General features: G+C 69.4%; 16 protein-coding genes. 15 read left to right on the forward strand and 1 reads right to left on the reverse strand.

Translation table 11 applies throughout. The features are described 5' to 3' along the window. Position 1 precedes the first annotated feature (1 nt). The 3 genes from PV419_RS46415 (at position 2) to PV419_RS46425 (ending at position 3,626) form a co-directional block, all read left to right on the forward strand. Positions 2-2,182: a hypothetical protein gene (locus PV419_RS46415; protein ID WP_319699526.1), complete on the forward strand. Its 2,181-nt coding sequence runs from the start codon at positions 2-4 to the stop codon at positions 2,180-2,182. A gap of 196 nt (positions 2,183-2,378) precedes the next feature. Continuing rightward, positions 2,379-2,924, forward strand: coding sequence for a hypothetical protein (locus tag PV419_RS46420; RefSeq protein WP_319699528.1), 546 nt, complete (start codon positions 2,379-2,381; stop codon positions 2,922-2,924). A gap of 54 nt (positions 2,925-2,978) precedes the next feature. Further along, positions 2,979-3,626 (forward strand): restriction endonuclease, encoded by a 648-nt coding sequence (locus tag PV419_RS46425; protein WP_319699530.1) that lies wholly within the window; start codon positions 2,979-2,981, stop codon positions 3,624-3,626. A gap of 175 nt (positions 3,627-3,801) precedes the next feature. Here the strand turns inward: PV419_RS46425 and PV419_RS46430 are convergent, their stop codons facing one another. Further along, positions 3,802-4,086, reverse strand: coding sequence for a hypothetical protein (locus tag PV419_RS46430; RefSeq protein ID WP_319699532.1), 285 nt, complete (start codon positions 4,084-4,086; stop codon positions 3,802-3,804). A 267-nt stretch (positions 4,087-4,353) separates the two neighbouring features. On the opposite strand from PV419_RS46430, the gene PV419_RS46435 reads away from it, so the two are divergent. From PV419_RS46435 to PV419_RS46490, 12 genes are all read left to right on the forward strand, one after another. Beyond that, positions 4,354-4,845 (forward strand): hypothetical protein, encoded by a 492-nt coding sequence (locus tag PV419_RS46435; RefSeq protein ID WP_319699534.1) that lies wholly within the window; start codon positions 4,354-4,356, stop codon positions 4,843-4,845. Then, a complete protein-coding gene (locus PV419_RS46440; protein WP_319699536.1) occupies positions 4,826-6,373 on the forward strand; it encodes a terminase large subunit domain-containing protein in 1,548 nt (515 codons plus the stop codon). The genes PV419_RS46435 and PV419_RS46440 overlap by 20 nt, the downstream gene beginning before the upstream one ends. Positions 6,374-6,403: 30 nt before the next feature. Further along, positions 6,404-6,853, forward strand: a complete 450-nt coding sequence (locus PV419_RS46445; RefSeq protein WP_319699537.1) for a hypothetical protein — start codon at positions 6,404-6,406, stop codon at positions 6,851-6,853. A gap of 155 nt (positions 6,854-7,008) precedes the next feature. Beyond that, on the forward strand, positions 7,009-8,844 hold the full coding sequence (locus PV419_RS46450; RefSeq protein ID WP_319699538.1) for a hypothetical protein: 1,836 nt from the start codon (positions 7,009-7,011) through the stop codon (positions 8,842-8,844). Between the two features lie 65 nt (positions 8,845-8,909). After that, on the forward strand, positions 8,910-9,641 hold the full coding sequence (locus PV419_RS46455; protein ID WP_319699540.1) for a DUF4355 domain-containing protein: 732 nt from the start codon (positions 8,910-8,912) through the stop codon (positions 9,639-9,641). A 100-nt stretch (positions 9,642-9,741) separates the two neighbouring features. Beyond that, on the forward strand, positions 9,742-10,488 hold the full coding sequence (locus tag PV419_RS46460; protein WP_319699541.1) for a hypothetical protein: 747 nt from the start codon (positions 9,742-9,744) through the stop codon (positions 10,486-10,488). A 15-nt stretch (positions 10,489-10,503) separates the two neighbouring features. After that, positions 10,504-11,556, forward strand: a complete 1,053-nt coding sequence (locus PV419_RS46465) for a major capsid protein (protein ID WP_319699543.1) — start codon at positions 10,504-10,506, stop codon at positions 11,554-11,556. Positions 11,557-11,561: 5 nt separating this feature from the next. After that, positions 11,562-11,852 carry a hypothetical protein gene (locus PV419_RS46470; RefSeq protein ID WP_319699545.1) on the forward strand — a complete coding sequence of 97 codons (291 nt, stop codon included), beginning with the start codon at positions 11,562-11,564 and terminating at the stop codon, positions 11,850-11,852. Positions 11,853-11,948: 96 nt separating this feature from the next. Beyond that, positions 11,949-12,281: a hypothetical protein gene (locus tag PV419_RS46475; protein ID WP_319699547.1), complete on the forward strand. Its 333-nt coding sequence runs from the start codon at positions 11,949-11,951 to the stop codon at positions 12,279-12,281. Then, complete coding sequence (locus tag PV419_RS46480) at positions 12,278-13,120, forward strand: hypothetical protein (protein WP_319699548.1); 843 nt, start codon at positions 12,278-12,280, stop codon at positions 13,118-13,120. The genes PV419_RS46475 and PV419_RS46480 overlap by 4 nt, the downstream gene beginning before the upstream one ends. Then, on the forward strand, positions 13,117-13,545 hold the full coding sequence (locus PV419_RS46485) for a hypothetical protein (protein WP_319699549.1): 429 nt from the start codon (positions 13,117-13,119) through the stop codon (positions 13,543-13,545). Before PV419_RS46480 ends, PV419_RS46485 begins: the two co-directional genes overlap by 4 nt. Beyond that, positions 13,542-13,874, forward strand: a complete 333-nt coding sequence (locus tag PV419_RS46490) for a hypothetical protein (protein WP_319699550.1) — start codon at positions 13,542-13,544, stop codon at positions 13,872-13,874. The genes PV419_RS46485 and PV419_RS46490 overlap by 4 nt, the downstream gene beginning before the upstream one ends. Positions 13,875-13,919: the final 45 nt, after the last annotated feature.

Here is a 13,919-nt window from a genome sequence, read left to right on the forward strand (position 1 = left end):
CATGACCGCAACAGACATTCCTGTAGGGCTCGAGACACCGAGCGACAAGCCGAAGCGTTGGGACTTCAGCCGCGACGCCGTCACCCCTGGGCGCCTCACGGCGTGGGGCGCCGAGCTCGCCTGCGCAAGCGCGCTCGTCGCGCCGCTCGCCGACATCCCGTGGGAGGCCGGCGCCGCCGCTGGCGTCGTATGCACGGGCGCGGCCGTCTTGTACGAGAAGGCCAAGGGGTCATGGCGACGCGTGATGGTGGCGCGCGCGTCGTCGTGGCTCGCAACGACCGGATGGCTTTCGTACGCTCTCGCCACCCAGCCGACCCTGCTGACCATGGCGATCGGCGTCTCGACGTGGGGCGCTGGCGCAGCGGTGAACATCGGTATGGACAAGTGGGGAGAGAAGACCCGCGAGGCCGAGAAGGAACTCGACCGCCGCCTCGAGCAGGGCGAGCAGATCAAGGCGGCCCAAGACGGCTGGGCGAATCTCTTGTACGACATCTGCGGGATCGAGGGCGCCGTCGCCGACCCGATCGTCGACAAGTGGCCTTCCGGGGCCGGGGAGACCGTGAAGGTCACCCTTCCGGCTCACATGAACATCGACGCACTACGCGGGTACGAGGCTGAGCTCGCCGGCGCGCTGCACCTACCGAAGGGCGGCGGCGTCGCCTTCTCCGCCGGAGGCCCCGAGGTGCCCCGCAACGTCGTGTTCATCGCCATCACCCGGAAGAACATGATGTCGGGAGCGATCGCCTACCCGAAGCTGACACCCACCACGATCAACAAGCCCGTAGGGTTCGGCGTCGTAGGCAGCGGTTCCGAGGCTGGCCTGAACCTGAAAGACGAGGGCTTCATCGCCATCGGCGCGCAGGGCTCGGGTAAGACGGCCCTGATGAAGACGCTCGGCCTCGGCCTCGTGCGCTGCATCGACGCGCTCGTATGGGACATGGACACCTCGGCGAAGATGTCCGCGGTCTTCATCAACCCGTACCTGCGGTACGGGATCGGCGTCCCACTCATCGACTGGCCCGCCACGAACGAGGACGAGTGCCGACTGATGGTCCAGGCGGCCCGCGCCGTGATCGCCGCGCGGAAGACCGAGTACGCCGACCTCCTCGAGGACGAGGACATCGACAACCTGCCGGCGCGCCCCGAGATCCCGGCGATTCACATCCGCGTCGACGAGACGAAGTCGATGCCGGACGACGTCCTCGAGGGCATCGACTTCATCATCGAAGAAGGCCGGTCGGTCAACGTCCGCGTGTCGAATACCGGGCTGCGCGCAACCCGGGACTACATCACGGCGGCGATGGACGAACTCACCCCGGGCCGTATCGGGCTGCGCACGAACAACGCCTCGGAACTGGACATGCTGTTCCCCGGGTTCGGGGCCCCCGACATGGCGATCTTCACCGACCCGGGCACGGTCGTCTACATGTCGGCGACGAAGGGCCCGTTCCAGCCCGCGCCGGCGAAGGCGTACGCCACGATGGCCGAGGCGTTCGCCGAGAGGAGCGCCGAGTACGAGCGGATGCAGACGCTGTTCATGGACGCGGCACGGCAGCTCTCAAGCATCCGACCCGAACTCGACGAGGTATCGGCGCGCGCCGCCGGCCTCGCGTACGGGCAGCGCTGGGCCCGCTGCATCCCCAACCTGCGCGGCGACGCATACGGCAACGTCGACGCCAGCCGCATGCACGAGTCGGTGTGGGAGCTGTACCAGTCGTGGCCCACACCCGCGTCATACGACGTGCTGCTCGGCCGCGCGACGGACGACGAGGGCAACACGATCACGCCGCACGGCGCCTCAATGTCGATCCCCCGTCTGTCCGAGACCATGCTCGACGAGGACGAACTCGAGCGGGCCGCAGCGCAGGACGCGGCGATCGAACTGGCGAAGACGAACTTCGCGCCGAAGTCGAACGATGACCTCGCCATCGAGCTGTTCGCGTCGCTCGGCCGCCCGGTCAAGCCGAGCGAGGTGTTCCCGCTGATGGTGAAGGCCGGGTACGACAAGTCGGGCCGCACCTTCCGCGACCTGTGCGCGAAACTCGCTCTTCAGGACAAGCTGGCCAGGGGCGATGATGGTACCTACGCGGCAGTCGAGTGCGGTGAGGTTACCAATGCGGCCGGACGAGTTCCCGGAGATGAAGATGACCCCGATGGAAGAGGCGATGTTGCACATGAGTGAGCTGATCTCCGGCCTGATGAAGGCCGGGCTCAGCGAGAACTCTGCCGTGCGCTTCGCGGCGATCTACTTCGCCGAAAGCTCCGGTAGCGAGCCGGACACCGACTGATCTCACCAAGCGACCAAGAAAGCCCCCGGGTCGTACCCGGGGGCTTTCTGTATCCACCCCACCGCCCGCCGCACCCAGGAAGAGCCCTCCATGAACGTCAACCTGTCCAACCCTCAGCAGCCCACCTCCCCCCAGGCCGGGCAGTCCGACGTCAACACCGCCGCGACCAACTTCCTCAACGACCTCGAAAGCGCCTTCACTCAAGGCCAGACCGAGCAGTGGAAGAACGTCCCCACCTCGTACCGCGACTCGTCCCCAATCCCCGCTATCGGCCCCACCCCGCCTGTCGCTCAGCCCGGAAGGCCCCCCATGAGCGAGGCCGCCACCAACATCAGCGGCGTAATGATCGCCAGCAGTGTCCCAATCCTCGCGCTCGGTGGAGCCGCCACCGCCCTCCTCTGGGCCTCCGGCCACGCCGACCCCACCGTTGTCGGCCTCATCTGCGCTACCCCTGTCGGCCTGGCTGTCCCCATCTTCGCCCTGTCCCGCCTCGTCAAGCGCGCCAAGCAGACCGTCGAAGCCGCGCCGCCCGTACACCACCACCACTACAACGGGCCCGTGATGCAGGATCACCGCACCGTCAACACCCAGACCCGCGGCGTCTGGGCCAAGACCCGCAACGAACTGCCCCGCTGAACCGCCCTCCAGTAACAGCCCACCAACCCAACCCACCACCACAGGGGGGAACTCATGTCATCGACCACCCGGCGGCGCGCCGCACGGTTACACCTCGGCCTCACCGGATGGGCTCTCACGCTCTTCGCCCTCTACGTCGCCGTCCGTACCTGGCCCGTCCAGGCTGCCATCACCGCCGCCCTGATCGGCCTGACCGGAACCGTCGCCGCGCTGCACCCCGCCCGCCGCACACGGCGCCTCCGCGGCCGACGACGCGTCCGCATCACCGTGCCCCCACTCCGCCGTGCCACGAACCGCGACCTGGCCGCGTACCGTGCCCTCGACCCGACCGGCTTCGAGCACGCCATCGCCAACCTCGCCCGCCGCGACCCCGCAGTGCACCGTGCCGTCCGCCAGGGCGGGGCCAACGACCGCGGCCTCGATGTCCTCGTCCGCCTCCGCGACGGCCGCCGCATCCTCATCCAGTGCAAGCGGTACGCGCCCCCGAAGAACGTCACCTCCGGCGACGTGCAGAAGACGAACGGCACCTACCGCGACATCCACCGCTGCGACCACGCCGTCATCGTCACCACCACCAGCTACACGCCCGCCGCCGTCCAGACCAACACCATGCTCGCCCGCCCGCTGCTCCTGGTCGACGGCCCCGCCCTCGCCGCATGGACCGCCGGCGGGCCCCCGCCCTGGGCCGGAATCGCTGCCTGAGCGGACCCGGGGCAATGAATCCCCGCACATGCCCCACCATCAGAATGTGCGGTCACCGGCTTAGTGTCCCCGCGCCGAGCCGGCGGCCGCGCACCCCCAGACGCCCGGCGCACCCCCTCCGCACCGGGCCCACGGCCCCGCGAACCAGCCCCCTGGACGCGGGGCCGCGGCACGCCTACCGGTTCACCGCCAGCCACGAAATCGCCTGCTGCAACGGCTGATTCACCGCCAGCGAGTTGCCCTTCGCCCCCAGGTTGTCCCGCCCGTAGTGATCCGCCAGCGACTCGGCCCGCCGAATCAGCCGGATCGGCTCCGCATACGCCGCCCGATCCTCCGCGGCCAGCGCGACCCGCAAATCCTTCACGGCCTTCAGCTTCGCCGTCATCTGCTCCTGACAGGACGGCGCGTCCGTACAGCCCGCCGCCGCAGCCTTCTGGTACGCCGCCAGCGCCTCCTCCACCGTCACCTTCGGCGCGGCCGGCGCCGACGATGACGCCGACGGCTTCGAGTCCTTCCCGGAACCGCCCCCGTCATCACCCCCACCACACCCCGCCGCGCCCACGACGACCACCACCGCGGCCGCCCACATCCCCACCCTGCGCATGCTCCTCATGCCGCGCAGGATCCCACCACAACCCGGCCAGGGGAACAGACCGACCAAAATGCCCGATCATGGGCGTAGGCGCGGGGCCTGACCAACAACCAGACATGCGGGAGCCCCACCGCCATGGCCCATTCCAAAGCCCAACTCGCCGAAGTCGCCGCGCGGCGCGCCAAGCTCATCAAGCTCCGGCGCGCCTGCATCCCCTTCGACGACCCCCGCATCCTCGCCCTCGGCTACAGCGGCCCCGGTGACGCCCGAAAAGACCTCGTCCGAGCCCTCCAGCAGAACCGCGACGAGGAAGCCGCCGAGGTATCCGTCTACCGACAGCAGGAGAACGAACGCCTCGACGCACTCTTCGAAGCCCACTGGCCCGACGCCATCGCAGGAGACCAGAAGGCCGCCGAACTGGTCTTGAAGTTCATCGACCGCCGAGCCAAGCTCAACGGCCTCGACATGCCCGTGAAGACCGAGGTCTCCGGCCCCGACGGCGGCGCAATCCCGCTCGCGGGAACCCTCGACGAGCTGAACTCCCTCATCGCCACCGCCGGCCAGCTCGGCCCCGCCTCCGACTTCGCCACGCCCGCCGAGGCTGAGGATGACGACAGCGACGGCTGACATCGAGGAGGCGACCCTCGACCACTACCGCACCCTCCCTGTCGTCGAACGGCGCCGCATCGCCCGACGGGCATCGCCCGAGCTACGCCTGCGCCTCGCCCATGTCGAGCGCACCATGGCCCTCGACCGCTCACCGGGCGCGCTCGCCAACGTCCTCACTTCCGGCCGGGAGATGCAGGCGCGACACCTGGACCTGGTGGACCAGGCGTTCCAGCGCATCGCCGCAGGCGAACGCCTGAAGGTGCTCCTCACCGTACCTCCGCGTCATGGGAAGAGCCGGCGGGCATCCCGCTGGGGCCCCGTCTGGTACCTGCGCAAGCACCCCGACCACAGGGTGATGCTTGCCTCCTACGCGGCAACCCTCGCCGACGACCACGGCAGGTGGATCCGAGACACCATCACCGGCTACAGCGACGCACTCGGTATCGCCCTCAACCCGGCGTCCCGGGCCGCGAACCGCTTCGACATCGAAGGCCATGAGGGCGGCATGGTGACCGCTGGCGTTGGCGGCGGACTCACCGGCAAAGGCGCAAACCTCGCAATAGTGGATGACCCGGTAAAAGGTGCAGAAGATGCCGAATCGCCCACGCAGCGGGAACGCGTCTGGGAATGGTGGCAATCCGTCCTCCTCACCCGACTCGAACCCACCGGCAGCCTCCTTGTCATCCAGACCCGCTGGCACCCTGAAGACCTGGCAGGACGCCTCCTCGAAACCGAAGGCGACGAATGGATCGCCATCGACCTGCCGGCCATCGCCCTGTCCGACACCGATGCCCTCGGCCGTCAGCCTGGCGAAGCCCTATGGCCCGAGAGGTACGGCGCGCCCGACCTGGAGCGCATCCGTAAGGGCGTCGGCGAACGCGTCTGGTGGTCCCTCTACCAACAGCAGCCCCGCCCCCTCGAAGGCGGCGTCTGGCAATGGGACTGGATCAGCAAGAACCGAATCAGCCCGGTCGCGTTCCGGGCCGTCGACCTCGCGCGCGTCGTCGTCGCCCTCGACCCCGCCGGAGGCGACACCCCAGGGCATGACGAGTCGGGCATCGTCGCCGCCGGGCGCAGCACAGACGGCCACTACTACGTCCTCGCCGACCGCACCGGCAAGCACTCCGCCGAGAACCGCGGCCGGGAGACCTGCCTCCTCGCGCTCGAGCTGGACGCCGACGCGATCGTGGTGGAGACCAACTACGGCGGCGACATGGCCCGGCAGAACGTCGTCCAGGCGTGGGCCGAGCTCGAGCGCCAGGGCCTGACGAAGGGCCGACCAATGCCGCGAGTGCTGGACGTGACAGCGAAGAAGGGCAAGCGGCTGCGTGCCGAGCCGATCGCCCAGCTGTACGAGACCGGCTTCGTCCACCACTGTGCCGAGTTCAACCAGCTCGAGACGCAGATGGTCACCTGGGTTCCGGGGCTCGACTCCCCGGACCGCATGGACGCCGCGGTGCACGCGCTCACCGAGCTGGCCAACCCGGCCGCCGCGGCCACCGGCAGCACGTCGTACGCCGACCACCGGCTGTCCGGACGCCGGTAATCTAGGGCCCCACCAGGGGAGGGGAACGCAATGTGGGTTGATCCGAAACAGACCAGCGAAACGGTGACCTTCGGGATCCAGCAGTGTCCATGGTTGGACGCGGGAGACTTGCAGCTGACCTTCGACTACCTGGAAGAACAGGCGAAAGCTGAGGCCCAAAAGCCTCAGGAAGAACGCCGCAAGGTCACGTCCCCAGACGACTGGGAGATCGACGTGTTCGGACCTCTGATCCCCCAGTCCCACGTCCTCAACCACCAGCAGATCCTGACCGCTCTCCGGACCGTCGCATTCAACGATCCGGCCTCGTCGCCCTGGGGCGCAGCCACGAAGCAGGTCCGAGACTGGCTTCTGCTTCCCGAGGCAGCGGATCGGAGCACGGTTCCGGCTCTTACCGGCCGGTCAGCGGCGGCCGTGGTCCTGGCTGCCCTGTACGGAGCGGAAGGCCACTACCTGATGGCTGGCTTCGACGCTCGCGAGTGATCCGGCAGTAGGGGGAGCGTCTTTCCGTCTGGCCCTTACCCTGTGATCAGGCGCGGGGCCTGACTCGGAGAGGGACACCGGTGGGCCTGCGCTCGGTCGTTATCCACGCTTGGAGCTGGCTGAATTACAAGCCGATCTACAGCGACGCTCTCGGCATGCCCAACCGGCGCGCCTTCCCTGAGTCGGTCGCCATGTGGGTGCCGGCCGAGGACGAGAAGCGCCTCGCCGCGTACAAGCTCCTCACCGCCTACGACCAGAACCAGGCCGCCGAGCTGGCCGAGGTCGGCGGCGACATCCACGCCCGCGACCGCCGCGAGTTCGGCGACCCGTCCATGTTCGTCGACACCCTTGTGAGCCACGTCCTCGGCCGTGAGCAGCACATCGTCGTGCCCGGCGCCGAGGACGACACCACCGACGGTCAGCCCGACTCCGAGGCAGCCACCGCGGCCCGCGTGCAGGAGCTGCTGCGGGAGTGGGCGGAGGACGAGCAGCTGGCCATGCGCCAGCAGCAGTGCGAACGCAAGGCCGTCTCCCTCGGCGACGGGGTGTACCGGCTGGCGTGGGACCCGGCCAAGCAGCGACCCACCCTCCGCGTGACCGACCCCGGCTTCTACTTCCCCGTCATCGGCGAGGACGACGACGGCGGCGAGTACCCCACCCGCGTGCACTTCGCGTGGGAGCTCCCCGAGGACCCGAAGCGAGGGCTGAAGGCGCGGCTGCGGCGCATCACCTACGAGCTGGACTGGATCCGGCCCGCCACCGCGCCCGGCGTCGACGAGCGCGGCCGCGCGGTCCGGGCGGCCCTCCCGGCCCCCGAGCCGATCGACTCTCCGGACGGCGTCGAGTTGCCCCCGCCGCCACTCACCCCCGGCGACACCCTCAACCCCGACACCGGCTCGATCAGCCGCATGTACGCCTGGAACGACCAGCCCAGCTTCGTCACCTGCTACCTCACCGACGCCACATGGGAGCTCGGCGATCTGAAGGGCCCGGTCGACGTCGACTCCCTGCCGCTTGACCTGGCGACGTTCGCGACCCGTTCCGACGGCGAAGTCCTCGACCGCTTGGACCTGCTCATCGACTTCATCCCGGTCGTCCACCAGCCCAACACCGTGCCCCCTGCCGAAGAGCACTGGGGGCAGTCCAGCCTCGCCAAGGTCTTGCAGGTCTTCGACGAGTTGGCCGGGTCCGACACCGACTCCGCGCGCGCCTCGGCCACCACCGGTTCGCCGATCGTCGCTATCTCCGGCGTCACCGATCCCCGCCGTGAGTACCAGGTCGCCCCGGGCGCGCTGTTCATGCTCGGCGAGAACGGCCGGCTGACCCACGTCGACACTTCCAGCGCGCTCGCCGAGCTCCGGAACCACGTCCACGACCTCAAAGACAGGGCCGCGAACACCGCGCGCCTTCCCGCCGTCGCTCTCGGCACGATGGACCCATCCAAGGTGCCGTCCGGGTACGCCCTCCAGCTCAGCCTGGGCCCGCTGGACTCCCTCATCAGCGGCATGCGGCTGGCCCGCGACCACAAGGACGCGCTCCTCCTCAAGATGGTCCAGCGCCTCTACCTCGCCGGACAGCACCCCGACTGGGCCGGGCTCCTCGTCCTCCCCGCCAAGCTCGTCCGCGGCCCGTACACGCCGACCGACAAGGCCGCCGTGCTCGAGCAGGTCACCTCCGGCGTGGACAAGGTCTTCAGCCTGGAGACCGCGGTGCGCATGCTGGTTGAGGCCGGGTTCCCGATCGACGATGCGGCCGAGGAGATCGAACGCATCCAGGCCCGGCAGTTCGAGAAGGCGCGGGCTCTCGCCGACGCCACTGGCGACACCACGGTGGTCGGTGACTTCCTCGGCCTCGACTTGAACCCCGATCGCAAGCCGCCTACGCCGACGCTCCCCCCGACGCCCGGACAGCAGAACCCGACGGGCCAGGGTGGTAACGCCCCGACCAGCGGAAACGACCCGCAGGGGGAGAGCGGGGGCAACACCGGGTGACATTCGTGCCACAGTGGATCTCAGGCGCGGGGCCGACGGACACTCCTATGGGAGGACTCGACCCAATGCGCCGCCCCGCGCTGTACCACCCGCACACCAGCCCGGCCACGCCCGGCTGGTCGCACCCCTACGCCCCGAGCCCGTTCAGCCCCATCTGCTACGCCGACGGCGGCGACCCGAACCCCGCGACACCCCCGGCCGCAGACCCGCCGAAGCCCGGCCCGCCGCCCGGGCGCACCTTCACCCAGGACGAAGTGGCCTCCATGGCCGCCAAGGAGAAGGCCCAGGGCGAACGGGCCGGCGCCCGCCGTGCGCTCGAGGAGTTCGCCGCCGAGCACGGCTTCACGAACGTGGACGACGCGAAGGCGTTCATCGAGGAAGCCCGCAAGGCCCGCGAAGCGCAGATGTCCGAGCAGGAGAAGCGCGAGCAGGGTCTGGCCAAGCGGGAACAGGAGCTCGCGGCCCGCGAGGCCGCGGCCATCGCCCGGGAACGGAACGCCAACCGGCGCGCCGTCCTGGTCGGGCTCGGGGCCACCGGTGACGACCTCGAGGACGCGGCCGCCCTGCTGCGCGTGGCGGACGACGCCGACGATGCCACCGTGCAGGAGGCCGCCGCCAAGTTGAAGGAGCGCCGACCCGAGCTGTTCGGCGTCACCTCCGCTGCGCCGCCTACCTCTCCGCCCCCCGCCCCTGGCGGGGCACCCGCAGGCGGCCTCCCGCCGCGGCAGAACCCCGCCAAGCCAGGCGAACGCGGCCTGGAGATGCTGCGCCGCCGCGGCAAGATTCCCGCCGCATAGACCGCACCACCCCGCACCATCAGGGACCACGCCCTCTCCTCCCCGTGGACGCGCCCCACCAGGCGCAGCAGAACACCAGCCACAGCATGAGGAGAGGGAAGTGAACGACTTCCAGCCCATGACCGTGAGCGAGGAAGCCACCGCCGACCGGCCCTGGCTCGCCTCCCTCGTCGGCACCAACGACACGAACACCATCCTGCTGGACACGACGAAGTTCGTCGCCGGTGTCCACTACGAGGCCGGAACCCTGCTCCAGCCGCGGAACGTCATCAAGTCCGGCATCCCCCTCGGAAAGGTCACAGCGTCCGGGCTGTACGCCCCGTATGCCGGCCCCACCTCCGAGGTGCAGACCGTCACCGTCACCGGTACGCCGACCGGCGGCACCTACACGTTGACGTTCTCCGGGCAGACCACCGCGGGCATCCCGTACAACGCCACCGCGGCGCAGGTGAAGACCGCCCTCGAGGCGCTGTCCAACGTGGACGTCGGCGACGTCACCGTCACCGGCGGCCCGCACCCCGGGACCGCTGTGGTCGTCACGTTCGTCGGCCAGTACCTCGGCGACGACGTCAGCCAGATGACCGCCTCGGCCGCAGGCCTGACGGGCGGCACCAGCCCGGCCGTCACCGTGACCACCACCACCGCCGGCGGCGCAGCCACAGCCTCCGACGGCACCGAAGTGCTCCACGGCTTCCTGTGCACCGAGTCCCTGTTCACCCCGGGCTCCACGAAGACATCCGGGGCGCTGCTGTGGTTCGGCGAGGTCTACGCCGACAAGTGCCCGATCCCGTTCGACCCCACCGACGTCGCGTCCGTCGCGCCCGGCGTCAACATCCACTACCGGTAACCAAGGAGACCGATCATGAGCACCCTGGACCGTCTCCTGCGGAACGTCACGCCGGACGACATCAACGCCTACGTCCGCGGCCTCACCACCCCCGAGGACTACCTCCTCACCCGGCAGATCGTGCCGGAGAAGAAGATCAACGGCATCAAGTTCAAGACCGAGAGCAGCAAGCGCCGAGTCAACGCGGCGAAGTTCCGTGCCTGGGACGCGCCGAACGTCATCGCCAAGCGGCAGGCCGAGCGGGTCGTCAACGAGGGCATGCTGCCCCCGGTCGGCCAGACCCTGCCGATGACCGAACTTCAGATCATCCTGATGACGGCAGCCCGCGGCGCCGATGACCAGGAGTTCATCGACAAGCTGTACGACGACCTCGACCGGCACTTCGAGTCCATCAAGACCGCCATGGAGATCGCCGCGGGTGAGCTCCTGACCGACGGTATCGTCAACCTCCCCGGCCTCGGCCTGGACGTCAACTGGAACGTCCCCTCCGCGAACCGGCCCACCGCCGCCGTGCTGTGGGACCAGCCCACCGCGACCCCGCTCACCGACGAGATGGCGTGGATCCGCTACCTCAAGAGCACCGGCGCACCCCGCCCGATCAAGGTCCTCACCTCGGAGCGGGCCGTGTCTGTCCTGGCCTCCAACGTCGAGTACCGCGGGGCGTTCTTCAACGCCTCCAGCCCGGAGACCACCCCCTCGGCGACCCTCGCCCCCAACGAGGTCAACGCCGTCCGGGCCCGCTGGAACCTGCCCCCGGTCGAGGTCTACGACGTGCAGGTGTGGAGCGAGGACCAGTACGTCCGCACCATCCCCGAGAACCGGTGGATCATGCTTCCGCCGAACCCCTCCCAGTGGGCCGAGACTCAGTACGGCATCACCAGTGAGCAGCTCGAGCTCGAGGGCGGAGACAACCCGGGCCTGGTCGCGCAGCAGGAGCCGGGCATCTACGTCTCCACGGAAAAGAAGTCCAACCCGGTGCAGTTCTCCACCACCGCATCGGCTGTGGCCATGCCGGTGATGTACGTCCCGGACATCCACATCTCCGCCACCGTGCTCGGCGAGGACTGATCGCCATGGCCATCCTCGCGAAGACGGTCTTCGTCCGAGACCCCGAGCGGCACCGTGACGTCATGCTGGCGGCCGGGCAGGAGCCGGAGCCGCGCCTGGCCGCTCTGGTCACCAACCCCGACGCCTGGGAGGACGGCAAGCTCCCCACCGCAGCGAAGAAGGCCGCGCAGGAGCGCTCTGAGTCCGAGGACCAGCCCGGTCAGAGTGAGGGCTCGGACGCCAAGCCGGCCGCCAAGAAGACGGCGGCCCGTACACCGGCCCGGGGCCGGAAGTCAGCTGACGAGGGCGGCAGCTGACACGCGCGGTGCGGGCCCCGGCCACGGCTGGGGCGCCACCCCGGGGCCCGCACCCGCAACCCCCACCCTTCCCGACCCTGAGACTGGAGGTGACAGGTGGACGCCGCCATCACCGCGTGGCTCCTCAGCCAACTCGGCACCACCACCGACCTGGCCGACCTCGAGCAGCGGTACGCCCGTCTCGGCTCGGCGCGCGCCGTTGCTCTTGAGGTCCTGCGTGAACGCAAGGCCGCTCTCGTGATGGAGCAGCCCGCGTCCATCGGCGTCTCCAGCGTCGTCTCCATCTCCTACGCCGAGAACATCAAGGCCATCGAGCGGCAGATCGCCGCCCTCGAGGCTGGCCAGCCGCCCGCGCCGGACGATCCGACCGACGGCGTCAGCAGCACCGGGTTCGATGTCATCCAGCTCATCGAGCGGCCTCGCCGATGACCACGCCCGTCCGCGACCCGCGCACCCAGGACGACCGGCAGGAACTCACCGCGCTCGTCACTGCCGCGGCCGCGCAGCTCACCCGCACGTGGGCGATCCTCCACACCAGCCAGACCACCCTCCTGACGCGGCTGGAGCGCATCGTCCCGGGCCGGGCCGTCGGCCAGACCCGCCGGATCCGCGAGGCCCTGGCGGATTTCAACGCCGCGGTCGCCGAGTACGACCGCGGGGCCCGAGCCCTCGCCGAACGCTGGGCCGCCCAGGATCTCCCTGTCGCCTACCGGGACGGCGCTCTGCGGGCGCTCCGCGCGGCCGAGCGGGACACCACGCTCTTCGCCTGGACGGCCGACCATCAGGCCGCCATCACCGCGCTCACGGCCCCGTTCTGGGCCGACCTGATCCGCCGCATCACCGAAGCCGTCCGCCGCGCCCAGGCATTCGCCCGCGCCGCCCAGGACGCCGCACGGGCCGCCCTCGGCATCAATGCGTCCGCGCTCCTCGAGGCGCACCCGCTCGACACCGTCATCTACGCCAACCAGGCCCGACACCCCGTCCACTCCTGGGCCAACGCCGCGCTCTCCTGGCAGGGCGTCGTCACCGCCAACCACGGCGCCATCAACACCACCCGCCTCGAGCTGGACACCCAGTGGATGGAGTGCATCGATGGCGACGCCTGCGGATTCACCAGCCACCCGGACACCGACCACGCCGACGGCACCATCCGATCCGTGGACGACGCCGCGATGTTCCCCCTGGCGCACCACGGCTGCATAAGGCAGTGGGTCCCGCGCCCCGACCTGACCGGCCGGACCGACATCGAGTCAGGAGACCCGGCATGACCGAAGCTGCCCCGCCCCCCACAGTGCCTCGCCCACGGGAGACCCGCATCGTGACGGTGGTCGAAGACGACCAGGCCATCAGCGATGAGCAGCGGGAACGCATCTGCGCATGGCTCCGGGCCAACGACGTAGACCCCAAGACGGTCAGCAGGAAAGCGATCACCATCGAGTACAGCGAGGGACCGTTCGGCCGGAGTCCGGGACGTATCTGGTTCACCCAGTACTACGTGAACGCAGAAGGCTCCAAGGAACACGCTATTCACGCCAACGAGTTCGTTCAGTTCCGGCGCTGTGTGCAGCAGGCCGTCGAGCTGGAGCCAGACCCGAGGCTGCCCGACCTGCTAGCCGCCGAAGAGGCGCGCCGTGAAGCCTGGCGTGAACGTCAGAGCAAGGACACCGACATTGCATCAGGAGATCAGGCATGAACCAGGCCCCGAACCCAGTTCTGACCGCCCGCGAAGAGGCAGCAGCCCGCATGCTGCACGAGGCCGAACGGGAGCATGGCCAACTCATTTACGGATCGCCTATGGCGTCCTGGGGCGACGCCACCGAGGGGAGCCGCCGGTCGAAGCGATCGATTGTGGCAAAGGCCAGGGGATCGTTCGAGGACTTCTATGCGTTCATGACGCTCGCCGAACGTCAGGCGGGCATTCAGGTGCCGAGCGTCCATGAGGACACCGAGCGTGTCCGCGGGCATCGCATGCAGTACGCCATCGTCCAACACTTCACCCAGGTGGAGGATGTCGCCGACTAGGAGGCGATCAGCAGTGGCCAGGATGTGGCCGGAGGAGGAAGAAGT

Origin of the sequence: Streptomyces sp. ME19-01-6 (genome assembly GCF_033793745.1) — a bacterium.
Taxonomy (GTDB): Bacteria; Actinomycetota; Actinomycetes; order Streptomycetales; family Streptomycetaceae; genus Streptomyces.

Coding starts and splice junctions, on each gene's coding strand:
- PV419_RS46415 (WP_319699526.1), top strand. CDS start 2: ATGACCGCAACAGACATTCCTGTAGGGCTCGAGACACCGAGCGACAAG.
- PV419_RS46420 (WP_319699528.1), top strand. CDS start 2,379: ATGAACGTCAACCTGTCCAACCCTCAGCAGCCCACCTCCCCCCAGGCC.
- PV419_RS46425 (WP_319699530.1), top strand. CDS start 2,979: ATGTCATCGACCACCCGGCGGCGCGCCGCACGGTTACACCTCGGCCTC.
- PV419_RS46435 (WP_319699534.1), top strand. CDS start 4,354: ATGGCCCATTCCAAAGCCCAACTCGCCGAAGTCGCCGCGCGGCGCGCC.
- PV419_RS46440 (WP_319699536.1), top strand. CDS start 4,826: ATGACGACAGCGACGGCTGACATCGAGGAGGCGACCCTCGACCACTAC.
- PV419_RS46445 (WP_319699537.1), top strand. CDS start 6,404: ATGTGGGTTGATCCGAAACAGACCAGCGAAACGGTGACCTTCGGGATC.
- PV419_RS46450 (WP_319699538.1), top strand. CDS start 7,009: ATGCCCAACCGGCGCGCCTTCCCTGAGTCGGTCGCCATGTGGGTGCCG.
- PV419_RS46455 (WP_319699540.1), top strand. CDS start 8,910: ATGCGCCGCCCCGCGCTGTACCACCCGCACACCAGCCCGGCCACGCCC.
- PV419_RS46465 (WP_319699543.1), top strand. CDS start 10,504: ATGAGCACCCTGGACCGTCTCCTGCGGAACGTCACGCCGGACGACATC.
- PV419_RS46470 (WP_319699545.1), top strand. CDS start 11,562: ATGGCCATCCTCGCGAAGACGGTCTTCGTCCGAGACCCCGAGCGGCAC.
- PV419_RS46480 (WP_319699548.1), top strand. CDS start 12,278: ATGACCACGCCCGTCCGCGACCCGCGCACCCAGGACGACCGGCAGGAA.
- PV419_RS46485 (WP_319699549.1), top strand. CDS start 13,117: ATGACCGAAGCTGCCCCGCCCCCCACAGTGCCTCGCCCACGGGAGACC.
- PV419_RS46490 (WP_319699550.1), top strand. CDS start 13,542: ATGAACCAGGCCCCGAACCCAGTTCTGACCGCCCGCGAAGAGGCAGCA.